Here is a 22,155-nt window from a genome sequence, read left to right on the forward strand (position 1 = left end):
ACGAACGAAAGCAAGATAAGCGAGAGGGTGTCGGGTTCAATCCGAACCTGACAGACTTCAGGGGTAAGTTATCGTTGATCGCGAATGTGTTGTTGCACGGACAGGTTGTGTGTTTGATTTTCAAATAGGGCTTTTCTTGTGCCAGCGCGTGCCTTGCGACCCAACAGATCGGTGGACGAAACTATTGCAGTGCGATAACTGGCGGTCAGCAGTTGAGCAGGGAGCTATAAGCGAATGATCGGACTTGTGCTTGTCACCCATGGCAAGCTGGCTGAAGAATTTCATTATGCCGTGGAACATGTCGTTGGTCCGCAGAAATTCATCGAGACAATCTGTATCGGTCCGGAGGACGATATGGATCAGCGCCGCCAGGATATCCTGGATGCTGTGATGCGCGCCGATGATGGGCATGGGGTGATCATCCTGACGGATATGTTCGGGGGAACGCCTTCCAATCTCGCAATTTCGGTGATGAATACCGGGCGGATCGAAGTGATCGCCGGCGTCAACCTGCCCATGCTGATCAAGCTGGCGGGTGTGCGCGGCGAGAACGACATGGAAAAAGCACTCGTCGATGCGTCGGAAGCCGGCCGCAAATACATCAATGTGGCCAGCCGCGTTCTGAGCGGCAAATAGGAACGGCGAGTAAGATGACCTCCTTCACCAGAGACCTGCTGATCGTCAACAAGCGCGGCCTTCATGCCCGGGCGTCCGCCAAATTCGTCCAGACAGTGCAGGGCTTCAATGCCGAAGTCACCGTGAGCAAGGATGGAACCACCGTTGGCGGGACCTCGATCATGGGTCTGATGATGTTGGCGGCGAGCCCCGGCTGTACGATTACCGTTGTTACCTCAGGCGAGGAGGCTGAAAAGGCAATCGACACGCTGGATGCGCTGGTGCGCGACAAGTTTGGCGAGGAAATGTAAACCAAGATCGAACATAAAGATATAAAGACCTCTTTATGTGATTATTGCCTTCCTCGGCTTTCCCTGATACACGGATGACACTGGCCTGCCGCAGAATGGCGGGCGGCGCATCGGCTTTACCATCTTTTCGGATGGGTGCTGGCCTTGCGTTTCAACCCGGTCTGGAGAACGCCATGAGCACTGTACAGGATTACATCGTCGCCGATATCGGCCTTGCGGATTACGGTCGCAAGGAATTGGATATTGCCGAAACCGAAATGCCGGGCCTGATGTCCTGCCGCTCGGAGCTTGGCGAAACCAAGCCGCTAAAGGGCGCCCGCATCAGCGGTTCGCTGCACATGACCATTCAGACAGCTGTGCTGATCGAGACTTTAACGGCGCTGGGCGCCGAAGTACGCTGGGCATCCTGCAACATCTTTTCCACCCAGGACCATGCCGCCGCCGCAATCGCTGCCTCGGGCGTGCCGGTCTTTGCCGTCAAGGGTGAAAGCCTGACGGAATATTGGGATTATACCGACAGGATCTTCCAATGGACCGATGGTGGCCAGTCCAACATGATCCTCGACGATGGCGGCGACGCCACCATGTATATCCTGCTTGGTGCGCGCGCCGAAGCCGGTGAAAACGTGCTGGTCAACCCTTCGTCCGAAGAAGAAGAAATTCTGTTCGCGCAGATCAAGAAGCGCATGGCAGCCACACCAGGCTTTTTCACCAAACAGCGTGACGCCATCAAGGGTGTCACCGAAGAAACCACGACAGGCGTCAACCGCCTCTACCAGCTCAGCCAGAAGGGCCTGCTGCCTTTCCCGGCGATCAATGTCAACGATTCCGTCACCAAGTCGAAGTTCGACAACAAATACGGCTGCAAGGAATCGCTGGTCGACGGCATTCGCCGCGCCACCGACGTGATGATGGCTGGCAAGGTTGCCGTGGTCTGCGGCTATGGCGACGTGGGCAAGGGCTGCGCTGCATCGCTGATCGGCGCTGGTGCCCGCGTCAAGGTGACGGAAGTCGACCCGATCTGCGCTTTGCAGGCCGCTATGGACGGTTTTGAAGTGGTGCGGCTTGAAGATGTCGTCAAGACAGCGGATATCTTCATCACCACGACCGGCAACAAGGACGTGATCCGCATCGAGCATATGCGCGAGATGAAGGACATGGCCATCGTTGGCAATATCGGCCATTTCGATAATGAAATTCAGGTTGTCGCGCTGAAAAACCTGAAATGGGTTAACATCAAGCCGCAGGTCGACATGATCGAATTCCCGGCGGGCAACCGGATGATTCTGCTGTCGGAAGGCCGTTTGCTCAACCTCGGCAATGCCACGGGCCATCCGTCCTTTGTGATGAGCGCGTCTTTCACCAACCAGGTTCTGGCCCAGATCGAGCTTTTCACCAAGCCCGACGCCTACAAAAACCAGGTTTACGTTCTGCCGAAACATCTCGATGAAAAGGTTGCGCGCCTGCATCTGGAAAAGCTCGGCGTCAGATTGACTGAACTTTCTGACGAACAGGCCTCCTATATTGGTGTCACGCCATCAGGCCCCTTCAAGGCTGACCACTACAGATACTAATCCGTAGCCAGATATACACAAGATATAGAAATCGCAGCCTTGACAAAGGCTGCGATTTCTTTTTTTGTTTGCCCCTTTTTTCAAAATCTTATCCACAGTATTGTTTTAAAACTTGATTCGTGTGCCTCGCAGGTGCGCAGGCAGTGTTTGGTGACCGGATGTTTTTTCCGGTCACGCTGCCTATGACCCCGTGAAGCAAAAAGCCGTTTGCATGACGTCACCCTCGGGTGATGCATTCGGCATGTGCACACGCGAAATGGGGATGTCTTGTCGGAATTGCGGCACAGTGGACGGAGACAGACCGGAAATGACGGTTCAGAAGAAATACCCGTTCCTACGGGGAAGGACGGGCCTACGCGGAAGTGCGGGTAAAACCATGCGCGCCGAATCTGCGTCCTTCGGGGACACAGGACCTCGCGCTGGCGCGGCCAGCGGCATCGCCGGACGTGGCTTCCTGCGTTTATCGCGCTGGTGGCTGCACGGGAGCACGGTTCTTGCTGGTGGGCTCGTGTGCCATTCTGCCCTAGCGCAAACGATTGCCGTGCCGCAGCTGAATGCGGGCGGCATCGGCACGTTTTCATCCACTGAAATGATTGGCCTTTCCCTAGTAATCGGCGCGATTTCCGCGACGCTTCTGTCCACCCTCTGGCTGGTGCGTCAGCGCAACAGTATCGAGGCGGACAGCCGGGAGATACGATCGGCCCTGTCGGATGCCAACCAGCGCATTTCCCGTTATCAGGCGCTGATTGCCGACAAGAACCGTCGCATCGTCATCTGGGACGGTGGTGAAACCAAGCCGGAACAGCTGGGCCAATTGCCAGTGGAAACCGGCGCACCCCAGACCGAAGGCGATTTCCTGGCCTTTGGCCGCTGGATGAAGCCCGGTTCGGCCGCCGACCTGGACAATGCCATTGAGAAACTGCGCTTTAACGCCCAGAGCTTTGACCTGATCGTCGAGACCTATCGCGACGAGGTGCTGGAAGTGCAGGGCCGTGTTTCCGGGGGGCGGGCCTTTGCCCGTTTCGTGGCGCTCAATAATCTGCGCGCCGAACTGGCCGAACTGAAAATTGAAAAGACCCGGCTCTCCACCGCCATCGAAACCTTCGAAAGCCTGCTGGAATCCGTCGAACAACCCGTCTGGCAGCGCGATTCCGAGGGGCGGCTGGTCTGGGTCAATCAGGCCTATAGCGATGCCGTTGAAGCGCTGACCCCTGATCAGGCCATACAGGAAGGCCGTGAAATCCTCAACACCATTACCCGGGAAAAGATCCGGGCGACGTTGACGCCGGTTTCGCCCTACCATGATACGGTTTCCACCGTTGTGCATGGCAACCGCACTTTCTTTTCCGTGGTTGATACCAAGACGCCGAAGGGCTCTTGCGGCATGGCCATCGACGTTTCGCGCGAAGAGGCCCTGCGCGAGGAGTTGAGCCGCACCCTGAAAAGCCACGCCGAAACACTGGATCATCTGGCAACGCCGGTGGCGATTTTCGACGGCGAGCGGCGGCTGCAATTCTACAATCAGGCCTTCCAGCAGCTCTGGGATCTGGATCTCGCCTTCCTTGAATCTCGCCCCGACCATGCCGAATTGCTGGACCGGTTGCGTAGCGCCGGCAAGTTGCCGGAACAATTGAGCTGGAAGGCATGGAAGGAAAATACCCTTTCCGTCTATCGCTCCATCGATACCCAGACCGTGCTCTGGCACCTGCCCAACGGCCAGACCCTGCGTGTTATCGCCTCTGCCCATCCGCAGGGCGGCGCCACCTGGGTGTTTGAGAACCTCACCGAACAGGTGGATCTCGAAACCCGCTATAATACGCTGGTCCGGGTTCAGGGTGAAACCATCGATCATCTGTCCGAAGGCGTTGCAGTCTTTGGTCCCGATGGCCGAATCCGGCTGTCCAATCCGGCGTTCCGGGCGCTCTGGGGCATTACCGAGACTCAGGCCGCGCCTGGCACCCATATCCGCGCCATCGAAGAAGCTTGTGCTCTTTCCTATGAAAAGCCGGATGGCTGGCGCGCCTTCGGCAAGATGATCACCAGTTTCGAGGACGAGCGGCCGTCCAGCCAAGGTACGATTGAGCTGATGTCCGGCCTGGTGCTGGATTACGCGGTCATCCCGCTGCCCAACGCCCAGACAATGCTGACCTTCGTCAACATTACCGATAGTGTTCGGGCGGAACGGGCGCTGCTTGAAAAGAACGAAGCGCTGCGCAAGGCTGACGAGCTGAAGAACGATTTCGTCCAGCATATTTCCTATGAGCTGCGCTCGCCGCTGACCAATATTATCGGCTTTACCGACCTGTTGAAATCGTCGGCCATTGGTCCGCTCAATGAACGGCAGGGGGAATATGTCGATCATATCTCCACCTCGTCGGCCGTGCTGCTGACCATCGTCAACGACATTCTCGATCTTGCCACAGTCGATGCCGGTATCATGCGGCTGACCTATTCGGATATCGATCTCACCGACCTTCTGGACGATGTGTCGATGCAGATGACCGACCGGTTGCAGGAAGGCGGCGTGACGCTGGAAATCCTTGCTCCGTCGCATCTGGGCGACATTGTCGCCGACCAGCAACGGCTGAAGCAGATCCTGATCAAGATCATCACCAATGCCGTGAACTTTTCGCCCGAAGGCGCCAAGGTCGTGTTGAAATGCTGGCGTGAAGATGCCGACTTCGTATTTTCGGTTTCCGATACCGGATGCGGCATCCCAGAAGATATGCTGCCATCGGTGTTCAAGCGTTTTTCCTCGAATGCCAAGGGTGGCAAGCGCACCGGGGCTGGCCTTGGCCTGTCGATTGTCGAAAGCTTCGTGCATCTGCATAACGGCACCGTCTCGATAAACAGTGTTCCCAACCAAGGCACCACGGTTCTTTGCCGAATTCCGTCCGGTGTGCTCGTCCATTCCGTCGCCGCAGAATGACAGGATTAGAGATATCGCTTCATCTTTCGCTTGCCGATGAGGCGGCGACGATCCAGCTCGGGGAAGATCTGGCGCTTGCCCTGAAGCCGGGGGACTGCCTTGCCCTGCATGGTGATCTCGGGGCGGGAAAGTCTACCCTTGCAAGAGCATTGCTGCGGGCCTTGGCCGATGACGATGATCTGGAAGTGCCAAGCCCGACTTTCACGCTGGTCCAAAGCTACGAATTACGCATTCCCGCTGCTCACTTTGATCTCTACCGGCTGGGTGATGCTTCCGAGCTTGATGAACTGGGTTTCGATGAGGCGTTGGATACCGGCATTTGCCTCGTCGAATGGCCGGAACGGGCTGAAGACCGACTGCCGAAGACGACAATCGGCCTGCATTACGGTTTCCCTCCGGATGATGGGCGTGAGTTGACGATCACGGGGCCTGAAGACAGGCTGGGCCGAATCCGGCGGGTGCTTGCTATCCGCGCCTTCCTCGATGCCAATGGCATGGCGGGCGCCCGACGCCGCTTCTTGACTGGTGATGCGGACTACCGCGCCTATGAAACGGCAAGGATTGACGGTCAACCGCAACGCATCGTGATGGACAGCCCCAAACGGCCAGCCACACCGATCATCCGCCTTGGCAAGACCTACCCGGAACTCGTGCATCTGGCAGAAGACCATCGGGCTTTTGTGGCTATCGATCAACTATTGAAGGATGCGGGCCTTACCGTCCCGGAGATTTATGCAAGTGACCCCGATGGCATTTTGCTGATCGAAGATCTCGGTCAGGACGGCATTCTGGATGCAGAGGGTCAACCGGTCGCCGAACGTTACATGGAAGCGGTTGCAGCGCTTGCTTTCCTGCATGGGCAGAATGTTTCACGTGAAATGCCCGTCTCGCCGGACCATATCCACCGCATTCCCGATTTCGATGCGGCAGCCATGGGGTTCGAGACGGAATTGCTGCTCGATTGGTACATGCCCTTCACGCTCTCACGGCAACCGAGTGAAGAGGAGCGGCAGGCCTATCTCGCTCTCTGGTCAGGCATGTTTCGCCAGATCCATGACCGCAACAGTCTGGTCCTGCGCGATGTCCATTCCCCCAATCTCCTTTGGCAGGAACGGAAACAGGGCATTGCCCGCGTCGGCCTGATCGATTTCCAGGATGCGATGATCGGCCCGGCGGCCTATGACGTCGCCTCCCTGATTCAGGATGCCCGTGTCACCATCGAACCGGAGCTGCAAAAGCGGCTGCTCGATCATTATCTGACGCTGCGCCGGGCCGAAGCCGGATTTGATGAAAGCGCCTTTCTTCAAGACTTCGCCATCATGGCCGCCCAGCGCAATTGCAAGCTGGTCGGGCTTTGGGTGCGGCTGATGAAACGCGATGGCAAACCCGGCTATATGCAGCATATGCCCCGAACGCTCGCCTATCTCGCTGGCGCGCTGGCGCATGAGGCGCTCACGCCTTTGAAAGACTGGCTTTCAACACACCGCCTGTTACAGCGCGGTTGAACCTTCATTCACTGGAACAGTGGTTCTGGTCCTCTCGACAGTGGTTCTGTGGCAGGATTTGCGATAGAGCGTGTCTCGTAAAGATGATGCGTCACATGTGAGCGATGCCGCAGATCGCCGACAGATACGAGAGCCATGAAGATTTCCCAAGCCATGGTGCTGGCCGCAGGGCTCGGCACAAGAATGCGTCCTATCACTGACACCATGCCAAAGCCTCTGGTGCGGGTGGCGGGCAAGACGCTGGTGGATTATGCGCTGGATCATTTGCAACAGGCGGGCGTAGAAACCGCTGTGGTCAACATTCACCATTTTCCAGAACAAATGCTGGCGCATCTGGCCGGGCGCGATCAGCCCCGTATCCTGATTTCCGATGAGCGCGATGGCTTGATGAACAATGGCGGCGGCTTGGCCAAAGGCATCAAGCATCTCGTTCCCGGCCCGTTGCTGGTGATGAATGCCGACCTGTTCTGGATCGGTGAGCCGAAGGACCACCCCACCAATCTGCAAAGACTGGGGGAAGCCTTTGAGGCGGCACAGATGGATATGCTGATGCTCTGCGTTACGCTGGAACAGACCACCGGCCATAATGGCAAGAATGATTTCAACCTCGGTGCTGATGGCAGGCTGACCCGCTATCAGGCGGGCGATCCAAACCCGGTGGTCTATGCCGGGGCTTTGGCCATGCAGCACGACCTGCTGGACGATGCGCCTGATGATGCCTTCAATCTCAATATCTATTTCGACCGGGCCATTGCCAAGGGGCGGTTGTTCGGGCTGATGCTTCAGGGCCATTGGTTGACGGTTGGCACGCCGGAGGCGATTGAAGAGGCGGAAACGGTGCTGGCCCGCCAGCCGCAGGACATCTGATGTCCAGCCTGCAAGCCCGCATCTTCACCATTCCCCCGGATCGGCCTTTCCTGCGGCTGATTGCCGAGACCCTGTGCGATGGCCGTCTCGCCCCCGGCTTTCGCTATGATCCAGCCGATCCCCTGTCTTTGTCCAAGGTCACGATCCTGGTGCCAACTCGGCGCGCCGTGCGCGTGCTGCGTGCTCAGTTCGTCGAGGTGTTGGGTGGCCAATCCGCCATCCTGCCGATGATCAAGCCCCTGGGCGAAGCCGAGGATGATGCCAGTTATTTCGACGCGGATACCCCGGCGCTGCTGGCGTTGAACCCGCCGATCAGCAATACGGTGCGGCTGCTGGAACTGGCGCAGTTGATTCTTGCCTGGCGCAACAAGCTGCCGGATATCGTGCTGAGCATTCACACAGAGACCCCGCTCGTCGCTCCGGCCAGCCCGGCGGATGCCGTGTGGTTGGCGCGGGCGCTGGTGGAACTGATCGATTCGGTGGAAACCGAGGAGCGTGACTGGGCCGATCTCGACAAGCTCGATGCCCGTGATTTTGCCTCCTGGTGGCAATTGACGCTGGCTTTCCTCGGCATAGCCAGCGCCTATTGGCCAGCCCGGCTGGAAGAGTTGAACCGGTCTTCGCCGGTTCTTCACCGCAACGCCCTGCTGCGCACCGAGCGCGACCGTGTTGGTCAACTGTCTGATCCTCATCCGGTGATCGTTGCTGGCTCGACCGGCTCGATCCCTGCTGCGTCCGAGCTGATCGCCGCAGTGGCGCGCTTGCCTCAGGGGGTGATCGTGCTGCCGGGGTTGGACAAGGCCATGCCGGATGATCAGTGGCACAGCGTCGGGGGTGAACAGCCTCCCGGCATGCCGCCGGAGCCGACCGCCCGCACCCATCCGCAATACGGCCTGCACCGGCTTTTGGGCCGTCTAGGCTTGACCCGTGACGACGTGGGCGTGCTGGAAGAGGCAGAACCCGACCTTGCCGACCGCAGCGAAATTCTCTCCCGGGCGCTGTCGCCTGCCAAGGCAACTGACCAATGGACCGCCTGGCGGCAGGCATTCGGGGATAACAGGTTTCAGGCCGCCTTTGCCGATGTGGCGCTGATTGAGGCGGCCAACGAGCGGGAAGAGGCGATCGCCATTGCCATTGCCCTCAGGCTGGCCCTGGAGCGGCCCGGTGCCGATGGCGGAGAAAGCCGCGCCGCGCTGATTACCCCTGACCGCAACCTTGCGCGTCGGGTTGCTTCGGAACTGGCCCGATTCGGCATCGAAGCCGACGATTCGGCGGGTACGCCATTTTCGGCGACGCCGCAGGGCACGTTGCTGGTGCTGGTGTTGGAAGCGGTGTTGCGGCCCGGCGATCCGGTTGCCATCGTCTCCTTACTTAAGCACCCACTCGCCCGTTTTGGCTTGAGCGACGATGGACATCGTGAAGCCGCCGACGCTTTGGAAGCCATTGCGCTGCGCGGCGGCACCGGTGCCATCGACATCGCCGCGCTGGCACCGCTGTTCGATGAACAGGTGGTCGCCCAGTTCGACGACCGCCATCCACCGGCCTGGCGGCGCTCTTTTACCGATCAGACCCGGCAGCAGGCACGGATACTGGCCGAGGCAGTCGCAGAGGCGGTGGAACCGCTTGCCGGTCATGTCGTCGCCAAGCCGGATGGTCACCATTTCACCACCCGTTTGTCTTTGAGGGAATGGGCCGAGCGCACCGGTCAGGTGCTGGAGGCTGTGGCTCGAACCGATGAAGGCGATCTTGCCCCTCTTTGGGCCAATGAGGCCGGTGCCGTTTTGGCCCGGCTGCTCAGCGAAATCATGGAAACCGATGGCCAGCTAAGCGCTGATGGTCCGCAATGGATCGAGATTGTCGCGGCGCTGACCGCCAGCGAATCGGTCAAGCCGAAATCGCTGCGCCATCCGCGGGTCTTCATCTTCGGCGCGCTGGAATCGCGGCTGCAAAACGTCGATACGATGATTCTCGGTGGGTTGAACGAAGGGGCCTGGCCCGGCACCACCACCAATAATCCATTTCTGTCACGCAGCATGAAAACCGAAATGGGGCTGGAGCCACCGGAACGGCAGATCGGCCAGCTTGCCCACGATTTCGAAATGGCCAATGGCACCCGCCACTTGATCTATTGCCGCGCCCTGCGGCAGGGATCGGCGCCCACCGTTGCCTCGCGCTGGCTGCAACGGCTGCTGGCGCTGGGTGGCAAGGATTTTGCTGAGGCCCTGAAAGCCAGAGGTGAGCGCTACCGGCATTTTGCCGAGTTGCTCGATAAAGGCGCAGATCAAGCGCCCGCCCAACGTCCGCAGCCAAAGCCGCCCGCCGATCTGCATCCGAAAACCTATTCCTTCAGCGAGGTCGGGCGTCTCAGGCGCGATCCCTATTCGATCTATGCCCGCCGCATTTTGAAACTCGATCCGGTCGAACCGTTCAACAGCGATCCAGGCGCCTCCGAGCGCGGCACGCTCTACCATGCGATTGTTGAGCAATTCGTGGCGCGTATGCCCGAAAAGCTGGGGCCTGACACTGAACAGCTGATGAGCGAGATTGCCGACACGCTGTTTGCCGAGGAAAACCTGCCGCCGCATATTCACGTCGTCTGGCGCAAGCGTTTCTCTGAGGTTGGCCTCGCCTTTATCGAGTGGCAGCGCCAGCGTGATCCGGCCAAGCTGGTGACGGAAGCCCGCGCCGGGGTGGAACTCGGCGAGATCGATATCCGGCTCACTGGTATTGCCGACCGGATCGATATCCGGGCTGGTCACGCCGATATCATCGATTACAAGACCGGTCTCAACCCCAGTGTTTCCCAGGCCCGCAGCCTGCTTGACCCGCAACTGGCGCTGGAAGCTGCGGCGCTGACCATGGGGGCCTTCAAGGATGTCGGAAGGCTGAATCCGGATAATCTGATCTATGTCCGGCTGCGGCCCGGCGGGCGCTTTAAGGCCGATCAGGTTAATAACGAGCTGACCGGCAAAGGCGACAAGGCAAAGTCGGCACTGGATCTGGCACATGAATCCATCTCGCAACTGACCCGCTTTGTCACCCTGCTGCAATCGGGCGAGCGCGGCTATGTCTCGCGGCTGATGCCAGCGATGATGAATGATTTCAGCGGCGACTACGATCATCTGGCCCGCGTCGCTGAATGGTCCACCGCTGAAGCGGCAGAGGAGAGCAGCAGTGATGACTGATCCGGACATGCTGCGCGATGGCGATGACCCCATTGACTGGACCACACGGCAGCAATCGCTGGCCTCCGACCCGGCCCGGTCTGCCTGGGTCTCGGCCAATGCCGGGTCCGGCAAGACCCATGTGCTGACACAGCGTGTGATTCGCTTGCTGCTGGCGGGGGCGCGGCCCTCTTCGATTCTTTGCTTGACCTATACCAAGGCCGCTGCCTCGGAAATGTCGAACCGGGTGTTCGACCGGCTTGCCGAATGGGCTACCCTTCCCGACGAGGAGCTTGCCCGCCGCATTGAAACCATCGAACGCCAACCGCCTGACCGCATGAAAATTGCCGAGGCGCGGCGGCTGTTTGCCCGCGCCCTGGAAACACCGGGCGGCTTGAAAATCCAGACCATCCATGCCTTTTGCGAGGCGCTGCTGCACCAGTTTCCGCTGGAAGCCAATGTGGCTGGGCATTTTTCGGTGCTGGACGACCGCGCCGCGTCGGTGCTTTTGGCTGATGCCCGCCGGTCGCTGCTGACAGCGACCGCTGCCGAAGACGATGCAAACCTTGCTGAAGCCTTTGCCGAAGTGTTGAGCCTTGGCGATGAATTCGGGCTGGAAAACCTGCTGTCGGACATCGTTTCCAACCGCCATGCGGTACGCGGCTTTCTGGCGGTAGCCCGCCGAAAGGGCGGCGTGGAGAGTGCTTTGCGCAACGCCTTGGGTCTGGAGCCTGACGAAACCGAGATATCGCTGGCCGAAGCCTATTGGCCGCTTCCTTCACTCTCCGGTCCGCAGCTTTCCACCTATATCGATCTGGCGCTCACCAAGGGCGGTTCCCTTGTGCAGGGCGTCGCCCTGACGCTGGAGCGCGCCGTGCGCCAGCCTGACGCGCTGATCCGGGCGCAATTGCTGGAAGAGGCCTTCTATACCGGCTCCGATAAACCAAAAGCCGACCGGTCGCTGATTGCCGCCGCCATGAACAAGGCGGCCCCTTATCTGTCGGATGCGATTTTTGCGGCCCGCGACCATGTGGTGGCCTGCCGTGAGCGTCTGCGGCTGTTTCGGCTGTTCAAAGCAACGCGGGCGGCGCTAACGCTGGCCGAGCGGCTGGACCATGATTATGAAGAGCTGAAAAAGCGCAGCAGCCAGCTGGATTTCGAGGATCTGATTGCCCGCACCGCCGAGCTTTTGACCCGCAGCACGGTCGGCCCGTGGGTGCATTACAAGCTGGATCAGGGCATCGACCATATTCTGGTCGATGAGGCGCAGGATACCAGCCCGGTACAATGGTCGGTGATCCGCTCGCTGCGGGAAGATTTCTTTTCCGGCCTGAGCGCCCGTCCGGTCCGCCGCACCTTCTTTGCCGTTGGCGATGAGAAACAATCGATCTACTCCTTCCAAGGCGCAAAGCCGGAACGGTTTTCGCAGGAAGCCCGCGAGACCGAGCAGGAAGTGGCGCGTGGCGGCGAAAGCTTCAGTGCGGTGCGCCTGCCGCTGTCCTTCCGCTCCACCAATGCGGTGTTGTCAGCCGTCGATCAGGTGTTTTCGGTCACCGAGAACGCCCGCGGCCTTTCGGCTGTTGCGGAACCAGTGGTGCATATGTCGAGCCGCATCGGCCATCCCGGTGCGGTTGAAGTCTGGGAGATGATCGCGCCGGAAGGCAGCGAAAGTGAAGAGGATTGGACCGCACCCTTTGATGCAACGCCGGAAAATGCGCCCTCTGCCATGCTGGCGCGGCGGATCGCCCAGCGGATCGAGATCATGCTGGCCCGCGAGACCATCGTGGAAAAGGGGGTGGAGCGGTCCATAGAAGCAGGCGACATCCTCATTCTGGTGCGCAAACGCGGCGCTTTCGTCAATGCGCTGACACGGGCCTTGAAGCGGCGCAGCAATATTCCGGTGGCCGGGGCCGACCGGTTGCGGCTGACAGGCCATATCGCCGTGCAGGATCTGCTGGCACTAGGGCGATTCGTTCTTTTCACCGCCGATGACCTGTCGCTGGCGGCGCTGCTGAAAAGCCCGTTGTTCAACCTGAGCGAAGACGATGTGTTTGAAGTGGCGGCAAGGCGCGGCGAGATCTCGGTGTTTGCCGAGATTGCCCGGCTGGCGGAAGCCGGATCAGAAAAATGGCAGGCGGCCCTTGCCCGTTTGCACCGCTATATGGCCTTGGCGCGGGATCTTCTGCCCCATGATTTCTATGGTCGGGTGCTTGGTCCCCTGGGGGGACGACGCGACTTTCTGGCTCGGCTTGGCAGCGAGGTCAGCGATATCATCGATGAATTCCTGACCTTTACTCTTTCCCATGAACAGGCGGGCCTGCCGGGCCTGCAATCCTTCATCACCACGCTGGAGCAGGAAGCGCCGGAAGTGAAGCGCGAACAGGACAAGGAGCGCAGCGAGGTGCGCATCATGACCGTTCATGCCTCCAAGGGGCTGGAAGCACCGATTGTCTTTCTGGTCGATGATGGCTCCAAAGCCTTCAACCATACACATCTGCCAAAATTCCGGATGATCGAGACCGGAGCGCAGCCTCCGGAATGCCCCGTTTGGGTGCCGGTGAAAGCGGTTGATAATCCTCTGACCGCTGAGGACGTGGCAAAGCGAAAACAGGCCATTGAGGAGGAATATCGACGCCTGCTCTATGTCGGCATGACGCGGGCTGCCGACCGGCTGGTGGTCTGCGGCTATCGCGGCAAGCAGGTGCAGACCGAAATCTGGCACCAGATGGTCTGGTCGGCCCTGATGCTTGATACAGAACGGTGCCGGGAGCAACGCTTTGGCGGGCCGGAGGGCGATTGGACCGGGCTGCTCTGGGAAAATGCCGTCGTTCCGGGCCGATTCGAACGACAGGAAAAACGCCAGGAAAAACGGGAGCTGGAAACCTTGCCGGAGGCGCTGCTGCGCCCAGCCCCGCCACCGCCGCGCTTGCCACGGCCTTTAAGCCCGTCCGGGGTCGGGATCGAGGTGAATGACGAGGACGGCGACCTGCTGCTGCGCTCCCCGCTGTTCAGCAAGGGTGAGGATGCCGGGTTGGCGCTGCAAAAGGGCCGGTTGGTGCATCGGATGCTGCAAATGTTGCCGGGTCTGCCCGCCGAGGAACGCAAACCCGCCGCCCGCCGCTATGGTGAACGCGCCGCCCGGTTCTGGCCCGCCCATGAGCGCGACCGCTTGGTGGAGAGTGTTTTGGCTATTCTTGACCATCCGGCCTTGAGCGAGGTGTTTTCCAGCCATGCGCAGACGGAATTTTCGCTGATGGGAACCATCCGGCTTGGCGCAGAACAGCGCGCCGTCTCGGCGCGAGTGGACCGAATGGCGGTTACGGACGAGAAAGTGATTCTGCTGGATTACAAGACCAACCGGCAGCCGCCGCGTCAGGAAAGTGAAGTGCCACTGTCCCATTCGGCACAGCTTGCAATCTACCGCGAATTGCTGAAGCCGCTCTATCCTGGAAAAGTGATCGATTGCCTGCTGGTCTATACCGAAGGGCCACATGTGGTGGCGCTGACGGAGGCGGGTTTGCACGGCGCATTACAAGAGCTTCAGACCATTCAAAACACCTAGTGCACTGACGCATTCACTTCGTTCATGCTTTCGTGCACTCATCTTTTGTTTATGCATCGATTTTTCCAAACTCGGCTGAAGCCTCCGTTTGGATCGATGCACTAGGGTTTGTCGGTCAAATGTGCGGAGCGGCAATTCGTCTCGGACGCACCAAAAGGCTTATTTCCTATTTCGCCCAAATTTGCATAGATATTTCAGATTTATGTCCGGTTGACAGCCAATCAAGAACGGGGATGTTAGCGTGGGGAAGCAAATGCAGTGGCGGGAGGGGCTTGATAGCGTCTGGCGCGCATTGCACCGCGAACAGGCTTTGCCCCTTGATGAATGTGTTACCGCAGGAGGTTGAAATGGCGCGTGTCGAACAGTTTGGTCTGGCTATCGAGCAGGATCTCTATGATTTTCTGGTGAGCGAGGCCTTGCCGGGGACAGGCGTGGAGCCAGAGGCCTTCTTCCAGCATTTCTCCAGCCTCGTGCATGAGCTTGCGCCGAAGAATCGCGCCCTGCTGGCCAAGCGCGACGCCTTTCAAGCGCAGCTGGACAACTGGTACAAGCAAAACGGCGCCCCCTCGGATCTTGCGGCTTACGAAGCTTTCCTGCGCGATATCGGCTATCTCCTGCCGGAAGGGCCGGATTTTTCCGTGACGACCAGCAATGTCGACGCGGAAATCGCTTCGATTGCCGGGCCGCAGCTTGTCGTGCCTGTGATGAATGCCCGTTATGCCCTGAATGCCGCAAACGCGCGTTGGGGTTCGCTCTACGACGCGCTCTACGGAACGGATGCGATCTCCGAGGCCGACGGTGCCGAAAAGGGCAGGGGGTATAATCCCAAACGTGGCGAAAAGGTTATTGCCTGGGCGCGGGCTTTCCTCGATCAGTCCGTGCCTCTGGCGGGTGGCCGCTGGGCGGATGTGGCGGGCCTTGCGCTGACTGATGGCTATCTTGATGTAACGCTGGCCTCCGGCGACAAGACCGGGTTGATGGACCCTTCGCAACTGGTGGGGCAACTGGCGGGAACGTTCAGCGAGGACGCCAGCGTGACGTCTTATCTTTTGCGCCGCAACGGTCTGCATGTGGAAATCTGCATTGACGCCAAAGGTGCGATTGGTGCTGCCGATAAGGCGAATATCAATGATATCAGACTGGAATCGGCGATTACCGCTATCATGGACTGCGAGGATTCGGTTGCCGCCGTCGATGCTGAGGACAAGATCCTGGCCTATTCCAACTGGCTCGGCTTGATGAAGGGCGATCTGGAGGAAGTGGTTGCCAAGGGCGATCACGTCTTTACCCGTACCCTCAACCCCGATCTCGAATTCACCGATCCGCAGGGCAAGCCCTTTACCGTAGCCAGCCGGTCGCTGATGCTGATTCGCAATGTCGGGCACCTGATGACCAATCCGGCCATTCTGGATCGCGACGGTGCCGAGGTGCCGGAAGGCATTATGGATGCGATGGTGACCGCACTGATCGCGCTGCATGATATCGGACCGAATGGACGGCGGAAGAACTCCCGCCAGGGCTCAATGTATGTGGTGAAGCCGAAAATGCATGGGCCGGAAGAAGTGGCTTTTGCCGTTGAAATCTTCACCCGTGTCGAACAAGCGCTGGGCATGGAACCCAATACGATCAAGATGGGCATTATGGATGAGGAGCGCCGTACCACGGTTAACCTCAAGGAATGCATCCGCGCCGCCAAGGACCGGGTGGTGTTCATCAATACCGGCTTCCTCGACCGCACTGGCGACGAAATCCATACGTCGATGGAAGCCGGGCCGATGATCCGCAAGGGCGATATGAAACAGGCCGCCTGGATTGCGGCTTATGAAAACTGGAACGTCGATATCGGTCTGCAATGCGGCCTGTCCGGCCATGCCCAGATCGGCAAAGGCATGTGGGCCATGCCCGACCTGATGGCGGCGATGCTGGAACAGAAGATCGCTCATCCGAAAGCCGGGGCCAATACGGCCTGGGTTCCATCACCAACGGCTGCAACATTGCATGCCACCCATTATCATCAGGTGGATGTCGCGGGCGTTCAGGCCGGATTGAAGAGCCGGACGCGGGCCAAGCTCTCCGATATTCTATCGGTGCCGGTGGCCTCGCGTCCCAACTGGACGCCGGAAGAAATCCAGCGGGAGCTGGATAACAATGCCCAGGGCATTCTGGGCTATGTGGTCCGCTGGATCGACCAGGGCATCGGCTGCTCGAAAGTGCCTGACATTAACAATGTCGGGCTGATGGAAGACCGCGCAACCCTGCGCATCTCCGCCCAGCACATGGCCAACTGGCTGCATCACGGTGTTGTCACTGAGGAACAGGTTGTCGAAACGCTGAAACGGATGGCAGCCATTGTCGATCAGCAGAATGCGGGTGATTCGGCCTATCGCCCGATGGCTGCCGATTTCGGTACATCCATCGCTTTTCAGGCAGCGCTTGATCTGGTGTTGAAGGGCAGGGAGCAGCCGAACGGCTATACCGAACCGGTTCTGCACCGCCGCCGGCTTGAGTTGAAGGCCACAGCAATTCCAGCAAAAGTGTGAAACGGTTTTGCGTCTGGAACGATGCGACGAAACAGACTGAAATTTTCACGTGAAACAAAAAAGCCGCCGGAGCGATCCGGCGGCTTTTTCATGGAGGGTTATCAGGCGTTATTATAACCCTGATTGTCTGAACTTAGGACTGCTGAACGATGACCTTGGTGGCCTTGCCTGGCAGGACGCGGCTGTAGAGGTCGATGACGTCCTGGTTGATCATGCGGATGCAGCCCGAAGAGGCGGCGGTGCCGATCGAGGCCCATTCCGGCGAACCGTGGATACGGAACAGCGTATCCTGGCCCTTGTCGTTGAACAGATACATGGCGCGGGCGCCAAGCGGATTGCTGATGCTGGGGCCCATGCCGTTTTCAACATATTTGGCGACTTCCGGCTTGCGTACGGCCATTTCCTTCGGCGGATGCCAGGTTGGCCATTCCTGTTTCCAGGCAATATAGGCCTGACCCTGCCAGGCGAAACCGTCCTTGCCGACGCCGATGCCGTAGCGGATCGCCTTGCCATTCGGCAGAACGTAATACAGGAAGCGTTCCTTGGTGTTGACGATGATCGTACCGGGCCGCTCTGTGGTGTCGAAAGCAATGATCTGACGGCGGAACTTCGGGTTGACCTTCTGGATCGGAATGCCGGGCAGCGCATAGCCAGCATCCGTAACCGGACCATAGGAATCATCGAAGATCTGTGCTGTTTCGACCGAGGCTGGCGCGACAACAGGCGCGGCTTCAGCGGTCTTTTTGCTGTCAGCTTCCGACGTGGTGGAGCAGCCAGTGATGGCGAGGGTGGAGAATAGACCGAGCACGGTCAGTGCATTGCGGATTCGCATGGGAGGCTCATCGACTTTCGGGCGGGAAATGATCTGTGTTACCAGCTTTGATAGTGGTATATTTTTGATTACAGTGGAGTTTGCAAGGGAACAGAAGACCCATGCCGTCTCTGGCCTCGCAAATTGCTGAAGACTGGCTTTTTTGCAACAGACTTGGGGCCGGCAAAGAGAAGATTATGACGATTCTTACTATTTCCGTTAAGAATACATTAATCGACGGAAGGCAGTCCGAACGTGCCTTAATGATTCGCCGTGGCACGCAATTGCTTCTCGATCAGATGCGCCATGCCGTGCTGCCGGAGCTTTCGCTGGCCAGCGGCCGCCGCGCCGACCTGATCAGCGTTTCGGATAAGGGTGAAATCTGGATTACCGAAATCAAATCCTCGATCGAGGATTTCCGGGTCGACCGCAAATGGCCGGACTATCGCCAGCACTGTGATCGGCTGTTTTTTGCCACGCTGCCCGATGTGCCGCAGGAGATTTTTCCGCAAGAGTGCGGCCTGATCGTCTCAGATGGCTATGGCGCACATCTGTTGCGCGATGCACCGGAACACAGGCTTGCCCCAGCGACCCGCAAATCCGTGATGCTGGCCTTTTCACGTGCGGCAGCCCAACGGTTGATGCGGGCCGAATGGGATGCGGCCCCGCAATTTCTGCCCTGATTGTTTCGGCGCACGCGTGTTACTTTGGTGCGCGCTTGGCGAGAATGCGTTGCAGGGTGCGGCGGTGCATGTTCAGCCGCCTTGCGGTTTCCGAGACATTGCGTTCGCAGGCCTCGTAGACCCGCTGGATATGTTCCCAGCGCACCCGGTCGGCAGACATTGGATTTTCCGGCACATCGGCTTTTTCGCCCGGACGTTGGGTCAGGGCGTTGAAGACATCGTCGGCATCGGCAGGTTTTGACAGATAATCCACCGCGCCGAGTTTGACGGCCGTGACGGCGGTGGCAATATTGCCGTAGCCGGTCAGCACGATGATCCGGGTGTCGGTCCGGCTTTCGCGAATGGCCTGGATCACATCAAGACCATTGCCATCACCAAGCCGCAGGTCAACCACGGCATATTTCGGGGCTGCGGTCTTGGCCTTGGCAATGCCTTCCGCCACGGAGGAGGCGATATCCACTTGAAAGCCACGGGTTTCCATGGCGCGGGCCAGCCGTCGCAGAAAGGGCTGGTCGTCATCGACTATCAACAAGGTGGCGTCCGGGCCGAGATCGGCAGCGCCGTCTTCGTGGGTGATCGGCATATCCTGGGTCATGTTCTTTCAATCCTAGAGCATTTCCAGGAAAAGAGGAAACCGGTTTTCCGTCCGGAAATGCTAAAACAAAGAGCTGCTGCATAATTCCTTAAATCGGAATCGATTTAAGGAATTATGCAGCAGGTATAAAGCGCTACAGCGAACCTTTGTGCGCCCTATATGGCGCACGGCGCTGTAGAGAGTTGCTGCGATGCCATGAAGAGCAGAAACGCTCTAACGTCCGCAGCGTTATTGCGCACTCGCCTCTGTCGGTAAAGTCACTTTGTCGGTGTTTCCATTTCCCGGCGCGGCCAGCGCACCGTTACCCGCGCCCCCGGGCTGGACGTGCCCCGATTTTCAAAGGTCAGGACAGCGCCGGAACGCTCCAGCAAGGTCTTGGCAATGAACAGCCCCAGCCCAAGCCCGCCCGCCCGCGCATCGCTTTTGCGGCTGGTGACATAAGGCTCGCCGATTCTCAGAAGGATATCGGGCGCAAAGCCTTCGCCATCATCCTCGATGATGATCGTCACATGGCGATTGTCATGCTCTACCGTGATGGTTACCTGATCCCGAGCATAGTCCAGGGCGTTTTCGATCAGGTTGCCAAGCCCGTAGAGAATGCCGGGATTACGGTTACCCACCGGTTCGCTGGCGCGTTCGGAAACCTCCACCACCGTCAGCTTGATGCCGAAGTCCCGGTGAGGTGCGATCACTTCCTCAATCAGCGACGAGAGCGGCAATTGCCGCATATGCGCCTCATCCTCGGCGGACAGAGTTGTCAGACGCTTCAGAATGTCGCGGCAACGTTCGCTCTGGCTGCGCAGCAGCTGGACGTCCTCGCCGAAGCGTGGGTCCTTGCCCAATTCCCGTTCCATTTCCTTGGCAACGACGCTGATCGTCGCCAGAGGTGTCCCCAATTCATGGGCGGCGGCGGCGGCCAGCCCATCCAGCTGGGAAAGATGCTTTTCCTTTTGCAGCACCAATTCGGTTGCCGCCAGCGCATCGGCCAGAAGATTGGCCTCTTTGGACACCCGATAGGCATAGAAGGCAGCAAAGGCGGTCATCGAGACGATCGAGCACCAGATTGCCACTAGCATGACCGGGCCGCCGCGATCAATATAGTCAGCATACCAGGGCAGGGGAAAAGGGGTGAAAGCCTGAACCGAAATGCAGACCATCGCCAGGCCCAGCAAGGCCATGGAATGGCGCAGCGGCTGGGAGGCAAAAACCACGATGACCGGTACGCAGATCAGCGGCGCGAAGGGATTGGCCAGCCCGCCGGTGATAAACAGCAGAGCGCCCATCTGGCAGAGATCCAGCGCCAAAATCGCCAGTGTCCAAATCGGTTCCAGCCTCTGGGTAGACGGAAAGGCCAGTTGCAGCAGGAAATTCACCACTGCCAATGCGCCGATCAGAATGGCGGCGGCCAGTACCGGCATCGGAAATTGCAGAACCAGCGCGACAATTGCCAGGGTGATGGTCTGCCCTGCGACCGCCAGCCAGCGAAGCCGAACCAGCGTTTCAAGCCGCAATCTGCGGCTGGATGTACCAAAATGCATTCGAATATCCGTCTTTGCGCTCATTCACGTTCCCCCCGCCCGTCCTCCTTCGGGCAGGATCTATGTACCACGCGGTTTGGCCCGTGTCGTGGGGGCAGCAGCGGCAGGGTCGTCGGGCCAGGGATGGCGGGGATAGCGTCCGCGCATGTCGGCGCGCACGTCGCTCCATGATCCGGCCCAGAAACCAGGCAGGTCACGGGTCGTCTGGATTGGCCGATGCGCTGGCGAGGTCAGTTCCAGCAGAAGCGGCAACCGTCCGCCGCCAATGGCCGGATGGTTTTTAAGGCCGAACAGTTCCTGGACGCGGATCGTCAGCTTCGGCTCGTCGCCGTCATATTGGATCGGATGGCTCATGCCGGTCGGCGCGGTAAAATGGGTCGGCGCCATCTGGTCCAGATCCCGCTGCGCCTCGTAAGGCACCAGCGCCTTCAGCCCATCGATGATTCCGCCCATGGAAATATCGGCAAGGCTGCGCACACCGGTCTGGAAGGGAATGAACCAGTCCTCAAGCCGCTCTAGCAAGGCCTCGTCACTCATATCCGGCCACGGCGCTCCGAGCGTGCGGTGCAGAAAACCGATACGCTGGCGCAATTGCTCGGCATTCTTGCTGAAATCCAGGCGTTCGAGGCCCAATTGCCGCAACCCTTCAGCCAGTGCCTTGGTGGCACCTTCGCCACTGGGTCGCCCTAGCGGTGTTTCCTCCAGAATGATCGCACCGATCCGCTTGACGCGCCGCGCCCGGACCTGGCCGCTTGGCGGGTCGAAAAAGCTCTCATCGCCTTGAATGATTGCTGCCGGCAGGCTCTCTTCTATATCGGAAAGGCGGATTTCCGCTGCGCTGAGGATTCGCCCTTGCGCCGCCCGCCCGGTCAGATCGGCAATGACAAGCATGTCGCTTGCCGCCAGCCGTTCGGTTTGCGCCAGTTCCGCGCCGCGCCCGTTCGCCATCACATATCGCCCCGGCGCGCCCCGTTTCAGCGCGATCCGGTCTGGATAGGCATGCAAAAGCAGCATTCCGGCCAGCGCTGGCGTGGCGGCAGCCTGACGTTTCGGCAGGTCTTTCGTCAGCCGCTCCGCCAGCTTGCGCGCTGCACTGGCCCGCTCGCCGCGATCCGACCGAAACCGGCGCAGGCGTTCTTCCAGGTCGATATCCGATCCACCCAATCCTTGTTCTGTCAGCAGGACGGCGATCTCGCTGGCTGTTTTAGCCTGTCCCTGTTCTGCAGCGGCAATCACCATAGCGGCAAGTCGCGGTGGCAGGCCAAGGCCGCGCATGATCTTGCCTTTGGCCGTCAAGTGTCCTTGATCATCCAGTGCGCTAAGAGCCACCAGCAGGTTTCGCGCCTCCTTCAAGGCGGCGGCGGGCGGCTGGTCTATAAAGGATAGTGCAGAAGCATCAGTCACGCCCCAATGGGCCATGTCCATCACCAGACCGGACAGATCACTGGCGAGAATTTCCGG

14 protein-coding genes (1 of these 14 running past the window's edge) are annotated in these 22,155 nt (G+C 59.3%); 10 read left to right on the forward strand and 4 right to left on the reverse strand.

Features of this window, described 5'->3' with window-relative positions; all coding sequences use genetic code 11:
• Nucleotides 1–234: 234 nt before the first annotated feature.
• From AVCG78_RS15900 to AVCG78_RS15940, 9 genes are all read left to right on the forward strand, one after another.
• A complete protein-coding gene (locus AVCG78_RS15900; RefSeq protein ID WP_012654538.1) occupies nt 235–636 on the forward strand; it encodes a PTS sugar transporter subunit IIA in 402 nt (133 codons plus the stop codon).
• A 14-nt stretch (nt 637–650) separates the two neighbouring features.
• A complete protein-coding gene (locus tag AVCG78_RS15905; RefSeq protein WP_012654539.1) occupies nt 651–926 on the forward strand; it encodes an HPr family phosphocarrier protein in 276 nt (91 codons plus the stop codon).
• A gap of 173 nt (nt 927–1,099) precedes the next feature.
• Complete coding sequence (gene ahcY, locus AVCG78_RS15910; RefSeq protein WP_041696032.1) at nt 1,100–2,500, forward strand: adenosylhomocysteinase; 1,401 nt, start codon at nt 1,100–1,102, stop codon at nt 2,498–2,500.
• 376 nt (nt 2,501–2,876) lie between these two features.
• Entirely contained in the window at nt 2,877–5,429 is a 2,553-nt protein-coding gene (locus AVCG78_RS15915; RefSeq protein ID WP_139192359.1) for a sensor histidine kinase, read from the forward strand.
• On the forward strand, nt 5,426–6,934 hold the full coding sequence (gene tsaE, locus AVCG78_RS15920; protein ID WP_071203253.1) for a tRNA (adenosine(37)-N6)-threonylcarbamoyltransferase complex ATPase subunit type 1 TsaE: 1,509 nt from the start codon (nt 5,426–5,428) through the stop codon (nt 6,932–6,934). Before AVCG78_RS15915 ends, tsaE begins: the two co-directional genes overlap by 4 nt.
• 135 nt (nt 6,935–7,069) lie before the next feature.
• Complete coding sequence (locus AVCG78_RS15925; protein ID WP_071203255.1) at nt 7,070–7,801, forward strand: nucleotidyltransferase family protein; 732 nt, start codon at nt 7,070–7,072, stop codon at nt 7,799–7,801.
• Nucleotides 7,798–10,986 (forward strand): double-strand break repair protein AddB, encoded by a 3,189-nt coding sequence (addB, locus tag AVCG78_RS15930; protein WP_409065483.1) that lies wholly within the window; start codon nt 7,798–7,800, stop codon nt 10,984–10,986. The genes AVCG78_RS15925 and addB overlap by 4 nt, the downstream gene beginning before the upstream one ends.
• On the forward strand, nt 10,979–14,527 hold the full coding sequence (gene addA, locus AVCG78_RS15935) for a double-strand break repair helicase AddA (RefSeq protein ID WP_071203260.1): 3,549 nt from the start codon (nt 10,979–10,981) through the stop codon (nt 14,525–14,527). Before addB ends, addA begins: the two co-directional genes overlap by 8 nt.
• Before the next feature lie 347 nt (nt 14,528–14,874).
• Nucleotides 14,875–17,067, forward strand: coding sequence for a malate synthase G (locus tag AVCG78_RS15940; protein WP_071203262.1), 2,193 nt, complete (start codon nt 14,875–14,877; stop codon nt 17,065–17,067).
• 133 nt (nt 17,068–17,200) lie between these two features.
• Here AVCG78_RS15940 and AVCG78_RS15945 read toward each other — a convergent pair whose 3' ends face one another.
• On the reverse strand, nt 17,201–17,899 hold the full coding sequence (locus AVCG78_RS15945; RefSeq protein WP_012654547.1) for a L,D-transpeptidase: 699 nt from the start codon (nt 17,897–17,899) through the stop codon (nt 17,201–17,203).
• 176 nt (nt 17,900–18,075) lie between these two features.
• Between AVCG78_RS15945 and AVCG78_RS15950 the strand changes: the two genes are divergently transcribed.
• Nucleotides 18,076–18,561, forward strand: coding sequence for an MmcB family DNA repair protein (locus AVCG78_RS15950; RefSeq protein ID WP_041697305.1), 486 nt, complete (start codon nt 18,076–18,078; stop codon nt 18,559–18,561).
• Nucleotides 18,562–18,580: 19 nt separating this feature from the next.
• On the opposite strand, the gene AVCG78_RS15955 is transcribed toward AVCG78_RS15950, so the two are convergent.
• From AVCG78_RS15955 to hrpB, 3 genes are all read right to left on the reverse strand, one after another.
• Entirely contained in the window at nt 18,581–19,156 is a 576-nt protein-coding gene (locus AVCG78_RS15955) for an ActR/PrrA/RegA family redox response regulator transcription factor (protein ID WP_070165173.1), read from the reverse strand.
• A gap of 257 nt (nt 19,157–19,413) precedes the next feature.
• On the reverse strand, nt 19,414–20,718 hold the full coding sequence (locus AVCG78_RS15960) for an ActS/PrrB/RegB family redox-sensitive histidine kinase (protein WP_012654550.1): 1,305 nt from the start codon (nt 20,716–20,718) through the stop codon (nt 19,414–19,416).
• 36 nt (nt 20,719–20,754) lie between these two features.
• A protein-coding gene (hrpB, locus tag AVCG78_RS15965) for an ATP-dependent helicase HrpB (protein WP_071203266.1) crosses the window boundary here: on the reverse strand, nt 20,755–22,155 show its 3' portion. It continues 1,062 nt past the right edge of the window; only the last 1,401 of its 2,463 coding nucleotides appear in the window; its start codon lies beyond the right edge, outside the window; its stop codon occupies nt 20,755–20,757.

Source organism: Gillisella vitis (genome assembly GCF_021559775.1).
GTDB lineage: Bacteria > Pseudomonadota > Alphaproteobacteria > Rhizobiales > Rhizobiaceae > Allorhizobium > Allorhizobium ampelinum.